The following is an 18,556-nucleotide window of genomic DNA, read 5'->3' as shown; positions in this document are numbered from 1 at the left end:
CTATGAAAAAATTTAGAGATCAACCGGTATTTAGAAAAATAAGTCTAACTCTTTTTGCCATAATAATGGTTTTTGTTTTGGTGCTCGTATCAGCATCGCTTCTTTTTTATTTTTCAAGAAACAGTCAGTGGTATTATAAGGAATCTCTTTCCTCTTCCTCATTTGCTTCCGACACGCTCACAACCCACTATAATGTTATAACCAAACACTTTGTAAAAATATTTGGTACTGAGAATCTCTCAAAGCTCATCTCATCAGATAAGCTCTCACAATCAAACTTAAAGCCCTATCTTGAGGACCTGCAGTCCTCAGACTATCTTATTGACTCCACAATTGCCATTGATACGGCAGGAAATATGTACTCTTACAACTGGTCTTCATCAGGCAAAAAAATGCCTGCCCTTTCTGCCAGTGACTTCTCACATATCAGTGGGATCACATTTCTTACTCAGAGGAACAGCCCGATCAATACGGGAATATCGACCATTCCAATAGTATATCCCCTGTACGTTGACAAAAATTCTTTTGTGGCTATCGCATCTGAAAATGATGCTCCAAAGCTTTACGTTGTTGTCTACTTAAACTACAACAGCCTTATCTCTGCGCTTACAAGCTCAGGCGTAAACTTCAGAGATATCGATACACATGAACTATTTCTTTTTTCAAAGGGAGAATGTTTAAATATCATAGATACCGAAAATGATGATGCACTTGCCAATTATTCAGCGCTGTATAAAAAACTGGAGATCACAGGTGCCCATGCCTCTTTTGCTGACAACCACGAGTGCTGGATACTGACTACGCTCTCAATTCCAAATACATACCTTTTATACCACACAAGCGCAGCTTCCCTGTACGATATTTTGGGATTGAACAACAATACTATTGCACTATTTCTTTTGCTCATAGTAGTTGTTCTTGCCGTTATTTCGCTTCTTTTATCCAGGTACATCAGTAAGCCCATCCAGATCCAGGCTGAGATTGTAAAAGAGATTGAGCTTGGAACCTACGACAAGAAGAAAGAATTCAAGACAAATGATGAGATTGGAAGACTGAACAAATCAATTAACCAGATGTACGATACCATTCAGTCTCAGATCGAGCAGATAAAAAAAGAGGAATCTGAGAAATATCTGGCCCAAATGCTAAGAGCTTCCGAGCAGGTAAATCCTCACTTCCTCTACAATACTTTGGATGCTATACAGTCAGAGGTGCGAACAGGAAACAGCGAAAATGCCGCCGACCTGATCCAGTACCTCTCAGAATACATGCGCATCGGACTTTCTTACGGAGATGATACAATACTTATCACTCAGGAAATACAGCATTCAAACGCATATATCCACCTTATGGAGCAACGTTTCAAGAAAAATATCTCTTTCATATATCAGATATCGCCCATTCTTTATAACACAAAAATACCAAAGACCATACTTCAGCCGCTATTGGAAAACAGCATAAGGCATGGCTTTGGCATTGATGCTGACGGTATTCCGGTTCTGCAGCCCACAATTGAAGTAAACTTCTCCTATCAGGATGGCCAGATGACGATAGAAGTTTCCGACAACGGATCCGGCTTTGATCCGGATAAAGTCCTCTCCATCATGTACAACGGAATTGATGAGAAAACGCGACATGTAGGTCTTCACAACATCTACTACAGACTGATCAGCACCTACGGCAAGGAGAACATCACTATTAAGGCTGAGTCTATTCCTTATTACAAAAACACCGTCACAATGGTTCTACAAAAAATCGAAGTACCTCGCCATTGAGATTATCTTTCTTATAGGGCTCTTTAAGCCTTGGCCCGCACGAAGCAGATCCTGCCCCCAGCATGTAGCTGTCAATGTGAATATCCGTTGTATGGCACCTTATCAGATCTTCTCTATGAGTCGCTTTGGCACACTGTATAGGTGTGAAATGATCTGCGCTGAATATGAAGGGGTTACCCGACGCCGTGAATTTAAGGCCGCGCCCCTTTTCATCGCAAACTTCCAGTAGCCTGGCCTCAGATCGCATCGAAGCCTCCTGGGGCTTTAAATAGTTTTCCCTTAAGTCTTCAACCTTCATGCTGTACTCCCCAAGCTTAGCATGCTCTTTAAAATCCGGAAGATTTATTTCTCCTCCAAGCCCAAAGAATCTGACATTATCAAATTCAGGAGGCATCTCAAAAGATACCCCAAACCTGGGAGCAAAAGGAATCTTCACACAATCCGTGCACTTAACTTCCATAAGCATGCATCCTGTACCAAAAATTTCCATAGTCATCTCATACGTTAGAATTTTTCCATGGTTGGTCTTTAATACATATTTTCCGCCGAGAATCACCGAATTTGATGTTTTTTCTTCTCTATCCAAAGAGACAAGATAGCTCTTTTCCGTATCAAGACAAAGCCTCTCCCAGTCTTTCCTGTAAGCAATATCGTTGTCCAAAGGAGCTCTGAACACGCTCACATCAAATCCTGTCCTTCCGCCAAATGGCGTCGGATTTATGTACTCTTTGTTTTTATACTTATAGCTCTTTAAACTTCCGTCCTTTTTATCAAATACTATCTCACCATCATCACAAGAAATAACTATTCTGTTCTCACTGTGCCTTACTTTTGGCGCTTCTTCCCCCGCTCCCAAAATCTTCGGCAATGTAGTCCTTAATGATATCTGTTCAAACGCGATTTCTTTTCCATTCTCATAATACTCAAGGATAAGTGCATCGTAGCTTCTGTCTGTATCAAGAGTGACTTTTCTTTCTTCCTGAGGCAAAAGAGCTAAAGAAAGCTCCCCCTGTTTTCTTCCATTTACATCTAGTGTCGTCCACTTTACAGTTAATTCAGAATTCGCAAAATATCTGTGATTTTTAAAAAGAAGCTTTATCTGATTGTCATTCTCAGAAACAAGCTCCGCCCGCACAGGCCTGTAACAATTCTTAATCTGCTTTGCTCCCGGGTGCGGCGTTCTGTCAGGGAAAAAGAGCCCGTCAACACAAAAATTTCCATCGTGGTACTCTTCATTATGGTCACCGCCGTAGGTATACTCATACTTGCTGTTTTCATGCCACACCGCGTGATCCGCAAATTCCCAAACACAGCCTCCCAGCATGTTGTCAGCAGCATAGAAGGACTTCAGGTAGTCTTCAGTCTGACCTGCACCAACTCCCATTGCATGGGCATATTCGCAAAGAAAATACGGCTTTTCATAATATTTTGACGAAGCTCCTTCTCCATCAGCTACCTTTTTTACCAGCTCCTGAGAAGGATACATCTGCGAAATCACATCATACGCCCATCTTCTGGTTCTGCTCGCTCCCTCATAATGGATTGGAATATCTGTCTTTTTCTTTAAGAGCTTATAGCAATAATCATGATTCTTTATGCCATAGGATTCATTTCCAAGAGACCACATAACGATGGATGCATGATTTTTATCTCTTTCATACATTCTCATCACCCGGTCCTCAAAAAGAGGTCGCCATTCCAGGCCGTCAGGAATCCTTGTTCGTATCTCTTTTACCCTTGCTGCTCCGTGGCATTCTATATCCGCTTCATCGACAACATAAAGGCCATACTTATCGCAGAGATCCAGAAATATCGGATCAGGAGGATAGTGCGAGGTTCTGACACAGTTCATGTTGTATGCCTTCATTATCCTGACATCTCTCTCCATGTCCTCAGGTGACAGGTAATAACCCTTTCTGGGATCAGTGTCATGATGATTTACCCCCAGAAGCTTTATCTTTTGGTTGTTGAAGTAAAAGACATTTCCCTTTATCTCAATGTGCTTAAATCCGATCTTCCTGCGCACCTTTTCGCATTCCGTGCTTATGGATATCTCATACAGATTTGGCGTTTCCGCAGACCACTCCTTAACTCTGAGCTTTTTAAAGCATATCTCTGCTCTGTTTTCTTTTACCAATACATTTCTGGATTCACCGTTAAAATCGATCCGTGCGCTGGTCTTTTCATCTCCCGAAAAGAATAGATTCACATCCAGATTGTAGGTTCCATCAGCGTTATAGGCCACCCTCGTATGCAAATCTCTTAGGTAACTCTTTTCATGGAAAGTGAGATAAACATCTCTGAAAATTCCATTATTTCTAAACATATCCTGACACTCAAGATATGTCCCAGTGCACCATTTATGAACCACAGCCACAATCTCATTTTTTCCGTTTTGCAAAAGAGCTGTCACATCAATCTCAGCTGTGTTATGGCTTCCCTCGCTGTAGCCTGCATATTTACCATTCACGAAAACATCAAGAGCTCCAGCCACCCCTAAAAATGTCAGAATGTATGAGCCGGTTCTTTTTTTAAGTTCTAACTCTTTTACGTACACACCCACAGGGCAGTCCGCCGGAAAATTGGGCGGATCTGCCAAAAACTGATACCTGGTGTTTAGATAATAAGGCTCCTCGTACCCGGTAAACTGCCACATTGAGGGAACCGGCACGCTGTCAAACTCGTAATCATCAGTATCAATGCTATCGGGCATTTCCGATACTTTACCAAAGTATTTAAACTTCCACGGTCCATTCAAAACAGTGACCAGAGAAGATAAATACCTCTCATTAAGCTCATTGACGCTGTCAAGATCATCCTTTATCCCAAAGGGAATAAAATACGAGTGAGCCTCAGTCAGATTGTCTCTGAACATTGAAAGCTTTTTATAGTTATCAGTTTTTAATCTGTATTCCATATCACATATCCCAAACTTCAGTCTTTTCTATCTCGTCTATTCCATTCTTAAGATTGTCATTTACTTTTGCGTACTTAAGAACAGTACCCGCTTTTACGTACATTGGCATCGTTTTAAGATCCACTTCTCTTTCGATCCACATACCCTCAGACTCAATCTTTTCTTTTGTAAAATAATCGTACCAAGTTCCCTTTGGAAGGTAAATGCTGCGTGTATTGCCCTTGGAAAGTGGCTTGAGCACAGGTGCAATAAGAATGCTGTCACCAAACAAATACTCATCATCGATAAATCTGACATTTCTGTCCTCAGGATACTCCAGGAAAAGAGCTCTCATCATAGGAAGGCCCGTCCTGGTACATTTTTCTGCCTCTTCGTAAATATAAGGCATAAGCGAATACCTTAGTTTGTCATAGAATCTGAATATTTCCAGCGCTTCTTTTGAAAAATACCAGGGCTCCCTATGTGCATCGTCACCTACCCCGTGGCACCTTGAGTGTGATGAGAAAAGACCAAGCTGTGCCCAACGAATATATAACTCATCGTTGGGAACTCCGATAAATCCACCTATATCATGTGAGAAGAACGGTACTCCGCTCATTCCGATAGAGAGAGCTCCCCTAAGTGTTCCTGCCAGGGCGTCAAAACTACACTGACTGTCGCCGCCCCAGCGTATTGGAAATCTCTGGATTCCAGCCGTTCCACTGCGTCCCCAGACCATGTTTTCTCCTGTGACTTTTTTACATGCATCGAACACAGTCCCGTTATATACAAGAGAATACAGATTGTGGAAATGATCTCCATCAATGTTGTCATACTGTGCATCCTCAGGTATACCCTCACCAAAATCCGTCTTCATCGCTGATGCTCCAAGTTCCATCAAACCACTTATCTTTTCGCCATACCATTTTCTTGCATCAGGATTGGAGAAATCTATTATTGTGTCATCTATCCAGCTTCCCTTGTATTCTTCAGGAAGGTGATAAACTCCGCCCTCTTCATTCTTTGCAAGGTATCCATGCTCTTTTGCTTCTTTATAATTATCATTATTATCTTTTGGTGGTATGAAATTATACTGCCAAAGGGTTACATTAAAGCCCTCATCCTTAAGCTTTTCAATGTGCTTTTGTGGCTCAGGAAATCTTTCTTTTGAGAACTTTAGATCGCAGTTCCAGTCCTCTGTAAACCAGGCTGTATCAAGGTGAAGTACATCGCAGGGCACATCATTTTCCCTCACCTCTTTCGCGATGGCATCAACAACCTCCCATGAAGTGTAGCTGTTTCTGCTCATCCAAAGACCAAATGACCAAAGAGGCGGCATCTTTGAAAAACCTGTGAGGAAGCAGTATCCCTTAAGTATCTCCTTGGGATTTCTTCCTGCTATTACAAAGTAGTCAATCTGAGGCTCCAACACTGAAAATTCCACAGCTCCAAGGTCTTTTGTTCCTACCTCCCAATTGGTCTTTGCTGAAGAATTCAAAAACAGTCCATAACCCTTGGTGGACATGTAAAAAGGCACGTTTACGTAGCTTCTTTGGCTGGTGGTTCCAACAGCATCTTTATTGTGAAAATCCACTGTTCTGCCGTTTCTTGTAAAACAGTCAAATCGCTCACCAAGGCCGTAGATCACTTCATCCATATCAAGCTCAACAGCTTCGAAACATGCATATTTTCCGGCAAGTTCACTGATTGAAAGGTCGTGGATATCTGCTGCCTTGAAATCTGTCTTCTTTTCTGCGAAGAATTCATTTCCACCCAGGTAAGAAGCAGAAATCTTCAAGTTACTTTTATCAATCTTAATTTCAATTTTCTCTGTCTTTATATTTATGGTTTCTGCAGTGTTTTCAAGGCACGAGTTAACTTTTAAAGGCTCTGCGATGAGCATTCTGTACTCTTTTGGTATCTTGGCATAATAATCTGTGATTTCTTCTTCCTTTGAAAAAGAAATTCTGAAAATTTCATCAGACCACAACTCAACGTTTATATATTCCTCAGCAATTGTTGCTTCATCGGGTTTGTACAAATGCAAAGAGGTCTCATGCGTATATGAAAGCACGCTCTTTCTTGCTTTTACACTTAATTTAATTCTAATTCCTCTATCAGTTTTCTTAATCTCTTTTATCTCAAAAGGTCTGTTGTGCACCGCCGGACTCACCTCAAAGGCTGAAATTCCGTATGTCGCTTCGCTGCTTCTACTTTCCTTTACGTTTTCTGAAAACTGCGGATATTCCTTATTTGTAGCAATTGTTTTTTCTTCCATTATAAACCTCCAAAACTGCTTGTGATTCAGTATATTACTGGTATAATTAAAGCAATTCAGGACCGGATATTAAAGAAATCTATATCTAAATTATGGAAAAAAATTACGATTGGAAAAATTTATGTTATTCGAAACAAAACATAGTAAAAATAACTATTGCACCACACTCCATTACAAGGATATAAAAACTATTCCTCACTGCCAAAGTACCATCGAATTTCTCTTTGTCCGTGACGGAGCAGTAAATGCGCTTCTCAATAACAACAACTTTATAGTAAAAAAGGACCAGTGCATAATCGTGCTTCCTTACGAAGTCCACAATTTCACTACAATAAAAAAAAGCCAGGTTGATGTCTTCATTTTTTCTTCCGACATTGTCCCTGACTTTTATAATCATGTAAAAAACCACGTGCTTCAAAATCCGGTTGTTAGCTTTGAGCCTGAATTCCATGATCACATTTCCGAAAAGAGTTCCGATATGTTCTTAAAGAAATCTGTAATTTACAAGTTGGCTTCTGAGGCAGTTAAGGGCGGACTTATTTCTAAAGGTGAACTTCAAAACGCTGATATAATGAGCCGAATCATACTCTTTATTCAGGAAAATTATAATCAACAGATAACCATCCGCGACCTCGCTGCTCACCTGGGCTACAGTTATAATTACACCTCACACATATTTAAGGAGCTTTTTCCTCAGGGCTTCTGCGAGATGGTTAACATACACAGATTAGAAGAAGTCATACGTCATCTCAAAAACCATGAGACCAATATGACTCTTCTTGCATCCGAATCAGGTTTTTCAACCATACGCTCTTTTAATCAGAGCTTTAAAAAACACTACGGAATGTCCCCAAGGGATTACTACAATCTTAAGTTCCGAAACAAGGAATAAATGTGGTTTTTAGTCAAGTAAGTGAAATTGCAATTGTAATGAGCTCAAATGGGCTGTAGGAAAGTTCATCAGTCTCTTTTTCTACATCTTCCAGCATATTCATTAACGTTACTTTTCTTGGAAGACTGATTCTTCCTCGTCTTCCGTTCTGCTCTGAAAGCCTTATGACAATGCTCTTTCCGTCCTCTGAAAGCTTCATTGCCTGAAGGATAAGTCCGTTAAAAAGCTTAAGTTCAGGAATGATATCACTTATGGAGGAGCTCTTTTCCACCCTGATCAGAGGATTGTTATAGCAAAGTGCCTTTTCATTTATCTTAGCTTCAATGTGGTTGCCCTCGTGAGGAAGGATCACATAGGAGAAATGATGCTTTCCTATATCAGAGTTAACATCAGGTCTTATGTTGGATCTTAGAAGGCTGAGAGACATGCCTTTTTCTTCCACTCCAAGGCCGTACTTTCCTTCATTTATGATAGCAACTCCTGCGCCTTCTTCTGCAAAGTCGCACCATTTATGAGAGCATACTTCAAACCTTGCCTGCTGCCATGATGTGTTTTTGTGGGTTTCTCTCTTGATGTAGCCTGCACTTGTATCGCAGATAAGCTCTCTTGAGAGAATGTTACAGGAGAACTCTGCCTTAACCAGTCTATGCTTCTCGTCCCAATCCACATCATGCTCAACTTCAATATACGGAGAGTCCTTGAAAAATCTAAGTGTCACGCCCCATCTGCTGTTGCCTTTGGCAAGTGAAAGCTTTGCCTTATTTTCAGGGGTCTGCAATACTGTCTTAAACTCTCCAACAACGCTGTTTGAATAAGTGAGCTTTAAAGGCTCGATAACTGTGAAATCATATTCAACATCTTTGTAATTGGGCAGAATATCCCATGCATCATACATTCCGGGAACATCCTGATAAAGGTGAAGCTTGTTAAAGCCTCCATCAGTCCACTCTCTGCCAGTCTTTGCATCAATAAGGCTGTCAAAGCTTCCATCGCTGTTAACCATTGCTTCATATAATGGAGTAGATATCTTAAGTTTTCCTTCCCCATCATTTTGGCATTTGATCCAGTCGCTATTGAACTGATGCTGTTTAAGTGCCTTTACATTGCTGCTTTCCTGCTCACTGATTTTCAGGATCTCTTTGATCTTGCAGGACTCAAGGGCCGGCACATCAGGATATGCATAAAAGCCTCTTACGCCCTCTCTTTCGATATCTCCATCTTCATCCGGGATAAAGGCAACCTGATCAAATGGAACATTGAGTGTATTTAGAAGGTAATTGCCGTTTTCGCTAATGATTTCATCGAGGCCTGTCTCAATTTCCTCATAATCTCTGATTGCATCCTTAAATACCGGATTTATATGACTTCCCGGAAGAATATCATGGAACTGATTTACAAGCATCTTTTTATAGGCCTTATCAATTTCAGCTTTTGGATATTCTTTTTTATCACTTATCATTCGCATCAGGGACAAAATCTCTGCTGCTCTTATCTTACCTTCAAGTTTTCTGTTATATCTTTTTAAGATGGACTTTGTTGTGAACGTTCCTCGGTGCATTTCAAGGTACAATTCACCGTCCCATGTTGATAAGTTCTCATTTCCCTCAAGGTTTCTGTGGAGAAATTCATGAGCTGACATATGTTCAGTCTTTGGCATGACGGACAGCTTATCAAATCTGTGCATAAGCTCAATCATCTCTTCAGTAGCGCCACTTCCGCCATCTCCGTATCCAAACATACTTAATGTCTGGCCGCCACTTTCTTTATCCTGATATGCATTCCAGTTTTCCATGATCTGACTTGGCATGTTCCATGTAATAAAATGAGTTGGTGGAACGCTTGCGTATACCGATGTTCCATCGATACCTTTCCACAGGAAGTTGTTATGTGGAAATCTGTTTGTGTCATTCCAGGTAGACATCTTGTTTGAAACAAAGAAATCCACTCCACTCTTTTTCAGAATCTGAGGAAGTATCCAGCTGTTTCCAAATACGTCCGGTAGCCATGCATTGTCGGCGGTTATCCCAAACTCTTTTCTGTAAAAAAGCTGTCCATAGAGGCATTGTCTGATAAGGCTCTCAGCACATGGAATATTACAGTCCGGCTCCACATACATAGCGCCGATTGGCTCAAACTGGCCATTTTTTATCTTTTCTTTTAATTCATTAAAAAGATCCGGATAATTTTCTTTTAACAATTCATATACATAAGGCTGCGTGTGAGCATACTTAAAGTCAGGGTACTTGTCCATGAGCCTCATCTGAATGAGAACGGTTCTGGCATTTTTTTGCACAACATGCATCCTGCGCCAGTAGTAGGCAATATCCAGATGCGAATGTCCAACAAGGGCTACATCTCCGCTAGATCTGAAGTCTTTGTTCTGATAAATATGCTCATCTATGTATCTAAGGGCATCGGCTGCACCCTCATAGGTATCAAAGTCTACAAGGTTAAGCGCTTCATTGAGCTCTCTGTTAAGGAATGCCCTATAGTCTTCGTCAAACTCCTCAGCCCCTGCTATATCCAGTAACAGTGTCAGGTCATAATAAAGATCCAGCATATCCTGGTTAACGGTGCATATATAAGCACCTTCGAATATCTGACGACATCCTCTTGAGTCCATCGCATCAGGATTTCTTTCATCATCAGGCTTTGATCTGTTAAAGCCTTCTATTTCAAAATCAAAGCTTCCATCCTGGTTAAGCCATCTGTTCAACTCTATCCTGTCTCTGTTTGGGTCAATACCACCTGCATACTTGCCGTTTATTTTTACTATCATTTCAGCAGCTGTATGAAGCAGGAGATACAGCTCTTTTCCCATAAGTTCAGGCGGAACCTGACCTTGCCCTCTAATAAACGCTGTTCCATCGGGAGTAAAGTAGACATCTCCCTGCTTCAGCGGTCTGTAATCATTGTCATAAACATACTCATTTTCACCAATCTGGTGCGCATCGCGAACCTCAATATCAGTTATCTCGACCTTTGTATCGATGATAGCTTTTTTTATCCAACCATATCTAAGCGCCGTCCATTCTTCAGGGCGCATGCTTCTTCTTACTACTTTTACAAATGCCATTATTTTTCCCTCGTGTTTTTATCTTGTTTCCGGGTTTCTTTGTCTCTTTCTCTTTTCGCGTTCCCAGTTGTCATTGTCCTTTTCCCGGTTATATCATGTTTCCCAAAAGAAGGGCTTCTTCCTGATTGCTTCGATTTCCACATTCTGCCCAAGATCTTCCCGTATCCTACTCTTGATCCAGTTGCAGCATCTGTCCAGGATGAAACACTTTGAGCATTCTGCCCTAAACAGAAGTGTTAGCTTGTTGTCCTTAAATGAAACAAATTCTACCCAGCCGCCATCCCCTTGGATCATACCGGCTATTGTATTCTTGATGTAATCTTCCATAATAATTTCCACCTTCAGTTTATGTGTCTTTTCTTCCATCTTTGAATTTCCTATATTTTTACTTTTACATGATGCACTGAATCTATGTTCATCCTCAAGGACACTTTCCTATGAACAATGTGGCATTTTCTATTTTCTTAATTAAAATATGATAATCACTGAATTTTTCCTATTTGTAAGCTTTTTTGTCCCAAAAATACCTATACTCCGTCTCAGAGTGTGATATGATGGTGTGGTACTTAAATTCACGTCACATATCTTTTGGAGACAGCAATGCAGAACATCGGAATTGTTTTTGGTTGTTTCATACCTATGCACAAGGGACATGAGTCCCTTATCAAAAGAGCTCTTTTAGAAAATGACAGGCTAATACTGGCAGTATGCGGATATCAGGCTGACAGGGGCAAAGATTTTCTGGACTTTGCCACCAGATTTAAAATCGTCACAGAAATGTTCCAAGATGATCCACGAGTAATAGTTGTAAAAATCGATGACAAAAAGCTTGGGCTAGATGGCACATTCACCCACGAAAACTGGGTTTTATGGGGAAACGAACTGTTTGAACAGGCCAATATTTCGCCGGATAGCGCACACTTTAACTGGTATACCGGAGAACCATCTTACATAGATAAACTTGGAAAAATATATCCGGACCACACATTCAATCTTGTAGACAGAGCAGTCATACGTGTATCCGGAACTGAGATTCGAAACAATCCCACAATCCACGCAGATGACATCAATGAGGCGTTCAGAAATTACCTGGAAGATACTGGAATGCTTAAATAAAGCACAGCATAACGAAAATAAGAAACAACAAATATAAATATCATTTTTCTTAGGGGATACTATCATGAAAAACATTATTGAAAGTTTACTTGAAACAGATCTTTACAAATTTTCTATGGGTCAGGCTATCTATCACAACTTTCCTGACTACACCACAACCTGGTCATTCAAATGCAGAAATACTGACGTGAAGTTCACACCTGAAATGGTTGAAGAGATCAAGCGTCAGATCTACGCATACTGTGACCTCAATTTCGATGAGGATGAACTTGCATACCTTGCAGGAATTAAATGGATAAAAAAATCTTATGTGGATTTCCTTCGTTTATGGCATCCAAGATATGAGGATTTCACAATTGGAACCGACGCTCCATGCGGGCTTTCAATCGAGACAAACGGAACCTGGCTCAACACATCCATGTATGAGATTCCAACTCTTGCCATTGTAAATGAAGTATACTTCCGTATGGCATATGACTATGATGAGCTCTTCACATCATTTGAAGAAAAACTTGATGAAAAGATTTCAATGCTCACAAGCGGCACTTACAAGATTGGTGCATTCAGTGAGTTCGGTCTAAGAAGACGCCTTTCTGCTGAAGCCCAGGAGCTTGCTGTAATGAAACTCAAAAATGCCAAGCTCGACGGTTCAATCTTTGTAGGAACATCAAATGTATATCTTGCAAAGCTTTTAAATGTAACTCCTGTAGGAACAATGGCTCACGAATGGATCATGTGTGTCGGCCAGGGTAACCACAAGCACAATCCGGCATACTCCAACTGGTATGCTCTCGATTATTGGGTAAAAGAATATGGAATTCTTAACGGAACAGCTCTTACAGATGCTATAACAACAGACTGTTTCCTTCGCGACTTCCAGCTCACATATTCAACTCTTTTCTCAGGCGTAAGACACGACAGTGGCGATCCATTTGAATGGGGTGAAAAGATGATAAAGCACTATGAGAGCCTTGGAATTGATCCTAAGACAAAGACTCTTCTCTTCAGCGACAGCCTTGATTTCAAGCGCGCCAATGATATCTTTGCCCACTTTAACGGAAAGGCTAAGGTTGCTTTTGGAATCGGTACCTATATTGCCAACGACACAAAAGTTCCGCCTCTTAACATCGTAATGAAGACAACAGCCTGCAATGGTCAGGACGTTGCCAAGATCTCTGATGTTGAAGGCAAGGGAATGTGCAAAAATCCTGCATACGTCGATTATCTGCAGAGATGCATCGATTGGAGAATGGAGAACGAAGCCATATGATAAGAGATTTTAATGCTAAAAAAGAAATTGAAAACATAACAGCCTGGATCAAAGAGTGGTTCGACAACAATGGTCCAAAGGCCAGCGCTGTCATTGGTTTATCCGGCGGAAAAGACTCAACAATAGTTGCTGCTCTCTTAGTAAGAGCTATTGGAAAAGATAGAGTTGTCGGCGTTCTTATGCCTGACGGAGAGCAGAAAGATATTGATGATTCAAAAAAAGTCGCTGAGATACTTGGAATAAAGTCACATATCGTGAACATCCACCCTGCAGTTGAAGGTGAGAAAAAAGCTTTAGAAGCAGCCGGCGTCACTCTTTCAAAAGATGCCATGATCAACACACCGCCCAGGATCCGCATGGCTACACTCTATGCCATTGCCCAGTCTCTTCCAAACGGAGGCCGCGTTGCCAACACCTGCAATGCCTCAGAAGACTATGTTGGCTATTCAACCAAATACGGCGACGCTGCAGGTGACTTTAGCCCCTGCTCTGACTTCCTTGTGTGCCAGATGCGTGCCATCGGCGATGAGCTTGGTCTTCCATCTGACCTTATTCACAAGACTCCATCAGATGGACTTAGCGGAATGTCAGATGAAGACAAACTCGGCTTCACCTACGATACTCTTGATAAATACGTCCTCACAGGCATCTGTGAAGATGAGGAAACAAAAAAGAAGATTGATCACCTTCACGCGATCAACCTTCATAAACTTCAAACCATACCAACCTATCGACAGAGTTAAGGTAAAAGACAGTGGAGACGGTTCTAATAATTTGATCTTTGTTACGAATGCTTACGCCAGTGACGTAAGCATTCTTTAGTTTTCAGTTCATCCTTTATAGAATAAATCACATGATAACAAATATACATATTGGAAACGATACTTTAATTTTTTATAAATGTTTAGATTGCGGCTCCGTACGCCACCATTGACTGAACCTGAGGAAAACGCCCTGCCAGTCCTGCCGACGGTGAGGATGATGGGAACAGTAATTAGATTCATGCACCGTCGGATTCAGCATTGTAGCGTTTTCCTCAGCCCCCGTCAACGGCAAGCACCTTCGGTGTGGCTGGGGTAAGGTGCCTCGGGATCCAATTCCGAGAACAGTAGAAGTGGCTAGTTTCAAGGATATGTAGGGATAGTAATTGTAGGGATGGCTACTTTCAGTAATGTGGAGGGTTTAGCAAAGTAGATGCGGATGCTAAAAAAATCGCTATATGCCCATTTTTACTGTTACAATCCGGAAGTGTAGGATAAATGGCTGACCACCAGCAACACCTATACCTGCCAGAAATATGACCTAAACAAAAGAAAAACACGGAATAGGTCATGAATTTTGTAATATTTTAACAATATCACAATAAAAAACATGACCTAAATAAAAGAAAAACACAGAATAGGTCATAATTTTTGTAATAGCACAGCGATATTACACCAAAAAACATGACCTAGACAGGGGAAAAAGCTAATTAGGTCATGTTTTTAAGTAATAGCATGGTATCCATGCAGGCGTATCCTCGCATGTTACAATAAACCAATTATCACAATAAAATGAGCATATAGCACTACACATCCTTGAAAGTAGCACCCTGGCTGCTCATAGCCATACATATCCTTGAAAGTAGCCGCCCTACTGTTCCTGGATTCAGATCCAGAGGCAATTAAAAGCAGCCACACCGAAGGTGCTTGCCATTGACGGGTTTTGAGGAAAACGCTACAATGCTGAATCCGACGGTGCATGAATCTATCTACTGTTCCCATCATCCTCACCGTCGGCTCGCAGACCAAGGCGTTTTCCTCAGGCTCAGTCAATGGTGGCGTACAGAGCCAATTACTTACCAATTGTTGCTTGTCAAAAAAAATTGACCCACTAGGGGTCAATTTTAAATGTAAATCAATACAATTCAATTTTTATTACTCCAATGCCTGAGCGATGTCTGCGATAAGATCTGCAGAGTCTTCAAGTCCGCAGGAGATTCTGATAAGGCCTGCAGGGATACCTGCTGCCTCAAGCTGTTCATCAGTAAGCTGACGATGTGTAGATGTTGCAGGGTTAAGGCAACATGTTCTTGCATCGGCAACGTGAGTTTCGATCGCGGCGATCTTAAGCTTCTTCATGAAGCTTTCTGCTGCGGCTCTTCCACCTTCAAGTTCAAAGGATACTACGCCGCATCCACCGTTTGGTAGATACTTCTTGGCAAGCTCATAGTACTTGTCTGATTCAAGTCCCGGATAATTAACCTTAACGACTTTCTTGTGACCTTCTAGGAATTTAGCTACTGCAAGTCCGTTTTCAACATGCTTTGGCATGCGAACATGCAAAGACTCAAGTCCGAGATTAAGGATAAATGCATTCTGTGGAGACTGGATGCACCCAAAGTCTCTCATAAGCTGTGATGTGCACTTTGTGATAAATGCACCTTCTTTGCCGAATTTTTCTGCGTAAATAATTCCGTGATAAGACTCATCAGGCTGTGTAAGACCCGGGAACTTATCAGCATGAGCCATCCAGTCAAACTTGCCGGCATCAACAATAGCTCCGCCAACTGCTGCCCCGTGGCCGTCCATGTACTTTGTTGTAGAATGTGTTACGATATCAGCTCCCCACTCGATAGGTCTGCAGTTTACAGGAGTTGGGAAAGTATTATCAACGATAAGTGGCACGCCATGAGCATGTGCAACCTTCGCAAATTTCTCGATATCAAGAACTGTAAGAGCAGGGTTTGCAATTGTCTCACCAAACATTGCTCTTGTGTTTTCCTTAAATGCTGCGTTGAGTTCCTCCTCATCAGCATCAGGTGAAACAAATGTAACTTCAATTCCCATCTTAGCCATTGTTACAGCGATAAGATTAAATGTTCCTCCATAGATTGAAGAAGAAGCTACAATGTGACTTCCGCACTCGCAGATATTGAACAGTGCAAAGAAGTTAGCTGCCTGACCTGAAGAAGTGAGCATTGCTGCGCTTCCACCTTCCAATGCTGCAATCTTTGCAGCAACGTGGTCATTTGTAGGGTTCTGAAGTCTTGTGTAAAAATATCCTGAAGCCTCAAGGTCAAATAATTTACCCATATCTTCGCTTGTGTCATACTTAAATGTTGTTGACTGAATAATAGGTATCTGACGAGGTTCTCCGTTTCCCGGTCTGTATCCCGCCTGCACACATTTTGTTCCAATTTTCTGGTTGTTCATACTATCCTCCGTTATTGTTTTCCAAAATATCTAAATGCCAGCATAGTTATGTCATCAAACTGAGGTGCCTCCCCGACAAACTCATCTATCGCCAGCTTCATATTGTCTAATATTTCTGCAGAATTGCTATCTTTTTTCCTGTTGAGAGCTTCAAGCATCCGTTCATTTCCAAAGAGCTCATTCTCTGCATTTGTTGCTTCAGGTACTCCATCCGTATAAACAAAAATATTGTCCCCTGGATGAAGCTCAAATTCATGCTCCTTAAAATGCAAGCCTTCAATTGTAGCTACAGCAGGTGAATGGCGATACTCCACAAGCTCATAGTCGCCACCGGCTCTTTTTATGGCAGGATGCTCATGACCTGCATTGGCAGCAATTCCTTTTCCTGTAGAAATCTCAATTATAGCTAACCACACAGTAACAAACATCTCCGAATCATTACTGCTGCAAAGCTGTTCATTGGTATACTCTAGAATCTCTGAAGGAGAACCACCCATAAACGCCCTGTTCTTGATAAGTGTCTTGGCAATGACCATGAAAAGTGCCGCCGGAACTCCCTTTCCGGAAACATCAGCCATTACCAGAACTATATGATCATCATCCAGTAAAAAGAAATCATAAAAATCGCCACCAACTTCTTTAGCAGGATCCATGGTCGCATGAAGGTCAAATTCATGCCTATCTGGAAACGCCGGGAATTTTCTGGGAAGCATATCTTCCTGAATCTTAGTGGCTACAGAAAGCTCCGCTCCGATCCTCTCTTTTTCAGCAGTCATAGCTGTCAGATTGGCAATGTAATCCTTAAGAGAAATAGCCATGTTGTTAAAACTTACAGCAAGATCTCCAATCTCATCATTACTATAAATCTTGGCCACATGCTCGAGATTTCCGTTACTGATCTCTTCTGCATCTTTCCTGAGCGCAAAAAGCGGCTCCGTAAAATTCAATGCAAAGCTTCTCACTATGGCTGTGATCATGAAGATTACCAGGATAAAAATAAGAATAAACCAGACCATGCTTGTAAGAATCTTGGAACTCATATCCTGAACCGGCTCCAAGATCATGCTCTGCGGCACTCTGATGCATAATTTCCAATTGGTACTCTCTATTGGAGAATATGCAAAATAGCAATCTGATATTTCAGAATAAGTTACCCCTGTTTCCCCGGACATGATAGCTTCTATGAGTTCATCATTCATCTCCTTGTCATCTTTGATGTTCAGGTCCTTATATTTTGGCAAGACTGCATAGCCTTTTCCATCCACAATGAAAGCGTAGTCGCCATCACCTGCCAAAACATCAAAATCAACAATAGCTGAATACAGATCGTCAATAAGCATATCCATGCACACAACGCCCTTGAACTCGCCAAGCTCACTATAAAAGGGCGCTGCACATGTGATCATCATGCCTCTGTTATAATCATCCATATAGACATCGGTAAAGCAGACCTGTCCTTTTTCCCTGGCCAGGTCATACCATACTCTGCCGTAATAGTTGTAATAAACTTCGCTGCCATCACTATTGGCCGTCATCTCGGAATCAGCATCATAAGATATCTGAATACCTGACTTTGTGCTCAGATAAATAGCTACAATATTGCTTATGTCACTGTTGTACACAGGGACAAATATCTGCTCGGCATTTCCCAAAAGACCTATCTCATCCTTAACGTCTTCGTAGGAAACCTCCCTTGTAGCCAGATATCTTTTCATCACTTCCTTGTTATTATCAAGTGGCTGCGGAGGCAGAACCTCTCTTGGCTTATATTTCTCCGGCGATTCATAAAGCTCAGATATATAATCCGAAAGAGCTTTTGTATATTCCGCATATCTAAGAAGCTCAGCATTGGCTAAAGTTGCCTTGTTCACTACTGTATTAGAAAGATTCCTCTCCATTCTGGCTGTCAGTATATCTTTTGCCTGCGACCTGATTCTGAGCATGCTAATTACACTAACTGTGCTAGTTATCAAAAGAGCTACGACAATGATCGCCATGACCATGATCTGTATTTTACTTCTAATAGACAGTCGCTTCTTAGTTTTCATGACTTATACCC

Annotated in this window: 11 protein-coding genes; 5 read left to right on the top strand and 6 right to left on the bottom strand. The window is 41.4% G+C overall.

Going from position 1 to position 18,556, the window contains the following annotated elements:
• Positions 1-2 precede the first annotated feature (2 nt).
• Positions 3-1,775, top strand: a complete 1,773-nt coding sequence (locus C4S54_RS03680) for a sensor histidine kinase (RefSeq protein ID WP_103868322.1) — start codon at positions 3-5, stop codon at positions 1,773-1,775.
• On the opposite strand, the gene C4S54_RS03675 is transcribed toward C4S54_RS03680, so the two are convergent.
• Both C4S54_RS03675 and C4S54_RS03670 read right to left on the bottom strand, forming a co-directional pair.
• A complete protein-coding gene (locus C4S54_RS03675; protein ID WP_103868321.1) occupies positions 1,735-4,692 on the bottom strand; it encodes a glycoside hydrolase family 2 TIM barrel-domain containing protein in 2,958 nt (985 codons plus the stop codon). The two genes, C4S54_RS03680 and C4S54_RS03675, sit on opposite strands and share 41 nt — an antisense overlap.
• Position 4,693: 1 nt before the next feature.
• Positions 4,694-6,949, bottom strand: a complete 2,256-nt coding sequence (locus tag C4S54_RS03670; RefSeq protein ID WP_103868320.1) for a TIM-barrel domain-containing protein — start codon at positions 6,947-6,949, stop codon at positions 4,694-4,696.
• A gap of 121 nt (positions 6,950-7,070) precedes the next feature.
• On the opposite strand from C4S54_RS03670, the gene C4S54_RS03665 reads away from it, so the two are divergent.
• Positions 7,071-7,841: a helix-turn-helix transcriptional regulator gene (locus C4S54_RS03665; protein ID WP_103868319.1), complete on the top strand. Its 771-nt coding sequence runs from the start codon at positions 7,071-7,073 to the stop codon at positions 7,839-7,841.
• Positions 7,842-7,854: 13 nt separating this feature from the next.
• Here the strand turns inward: C4S54_RS03665 and C4S54_RS03660 are convergent, their stop codons facing one another.
• Complete coding sequence (locus C4S54_RS03660) at positions 7,855-10,917, bottom strand: alpha-mannosidase (RefSeq protein ID WP_103868318.1); 3,063 nt, start codon at positions 10,915-10,917, stop codon at positions 7,855-7,857.
• 93 nt (positions 10,918-11,010) lie between these two features.
• The gene (locus C4S54_RS03655; protein ID WP_160110669.1) at positions 11,011-11,244 is read right to left on the bottom strand and encodes a NifU family protein; all 234 of its coding nucleotides are present in this window, start codon (positions 11,242-11,244) and stop codon (positions 11,011-11,013) included.
• A gap of 273 nt (positions 11,245-11,517) precedes the next feature.
• Between C4S54_RS03655 and C4S54_RS03650 the strand changes: the two genes are divergently transcribed.
• The 3 genes from C4S54_RS03650 to nadE all read left to right on the top strand — a co-directional run bounded on the left by C4S54_RS03650 (position 11,518) and on the right by nadE (position 14,046).
• Complete coding sequence (locus C4S54_RS03650) at positions 11,518-12,033, top strand: adenylyltransferase/cytidyltransferase family protein (protein ID WP_103868316.1); 516 nt, start codon at positions 11,518-11,520, stop codon at positions 12,031-12,033.
• 64 nt (positions 12,034-12,097) lie between these two features.
• A complete protein-coding gene (gene pncB, locus C4S54_RS03645; protein ID WP_103868315.1) occupies positions 12,098-13,303 on the top strand; it encodes a nicotinate phosphoribosyltransferase in 1,206 nt (401 codons plus the stop codon).
• Positions 13,300-14,046 carry an NAD(+) synthase gene (gene nadE / locus C4S54_RS03640; protein WP_103868314.1) on the top strand — a complete coding sequence of 249 codons (747 nt, stop codon included), beginning with the start codon at positions 13,300-13,302 and terminating at the stop codon, positions 14,044-14,046. Before pncB ends, nadE begins: the two co-directional genes overlap by 4 nt.
• Positions 14,047-15,219: 1,173 nt before the next feature.
• Here the strand turns inward: nadE and C4S54_RS03630 are convergent.
• Positions 15,220-16,497: an O-acetylhomoserine aminocarboxypropyltransferase/cysteine synthase family protein gene (locus tag C4S54_RS03630; RefSeq protein ID WP_103868312.1), complete on the bottom strand. Its 1,278-nt coding sequence runs from the start codon at positions 16,495-16,497 to the stop codon at positions 15,220-15,222.
• Positions 16,498-16,508: 11 nt separating this feature from the next.
• Positions 16,509-18,545 carry a SpoIIE family protein phosphatase gene (locus C4S54_RS03625; protein ID WP_103868311.1) on the bottom strand — a complete coding sequence of 679 codons (2,037 nt, stop codon included), beginning with the start codon at positions 18,543-18,545 and terminating at the stop codon, positions 16,509-16,511.
• Positions 18,546-18,556: the final 11 nt, after the last annotated feature.

This window comes from Butyrivibrio sp. Su6, from assembly GCF_900108105.1.
Lineage (GTDB): Bacteria > Bacillota > Clostridia > Lachnospirales > Lachnospiraceae > Butyrivibrio.
Note: the sequence above shows the minus strand (reverse complement) of the source record. Positions and strands in the feature narration are given on the sequence as shown.

Coding starts and splice junctions, on each gene's coding strand:
- C4S54_RS03655 (WP_160110669.1), bottom strand. CDS start 11,244: ATGGAAGATTACATCAAGAATACAATAGCCGGTATGATCCAAGGGGAT.
- C4S54_RS03675 (WP_103868321.1), bottom strand. CDS start 4,692: ATGGAATACAGATTAAAAACTGATAACTATAAAAAGCTTTCAATGTTC.
- C4S54_RS03625 (WP_103868311.1), bottom strand. CDS start 18,545: ATGAAAACTAAGAAGCGACTGTCTATTAGAAGTAAAATACAGATCATG.
- nadE (WP_103868314.1), top strand. CDS start 13,300: ATGATAAGAGATTTTAATGCTAAAAAAGAAATTGAAAACATAACAGCC.
- C4S54_RS03630 (WP_103868312.1), bottom strand. CDS start 16,497: ATGAACAACCAGAAAATTGGAACAAAATGTGTGCAGGCGGGATACAGA.
- C4S54_RS03670 (WP_103868320.1), bottom strand. CDS start 6,949: ATGGAAGAAAAAACAATTGCTACAAATAAGGAATATCCGCAGTTTTCA.
- C4S54_RS03660 (WP_103868318.1), bottom strand. CDS start 10,917: ATGGCATTTGTAAAAGTAGTAAGAAGAAGCATGCGCCCTGAAGAATGG.
- pncB (WP_103868315.1), top strand. CDS start 12,098: ATGAAAAACATTATTGAAAGTTTACTTGAAACAGATCTTTACAAATTT.
- C4S54_RS03650 (WP_103868316.1), top strand. CDS start 11,518: ATGCAGAACATCGGAATTGTTTTTGGTTGTTTCATACCTATGCACAAG.
- C4S54_RS03665 (WP_103868319.1), top strand. CDS start 7,071: ATGTTATTCGAAACAAAACATAGTAAAAATAACTATTGCACCACACTC.
- C4S54_RS03680 (WP_103868322.1), top strand. CDS start 3: ATGAAAAAATTTAGAGATCAACCGGTATTTAGAAAAATAAGTCTAACT.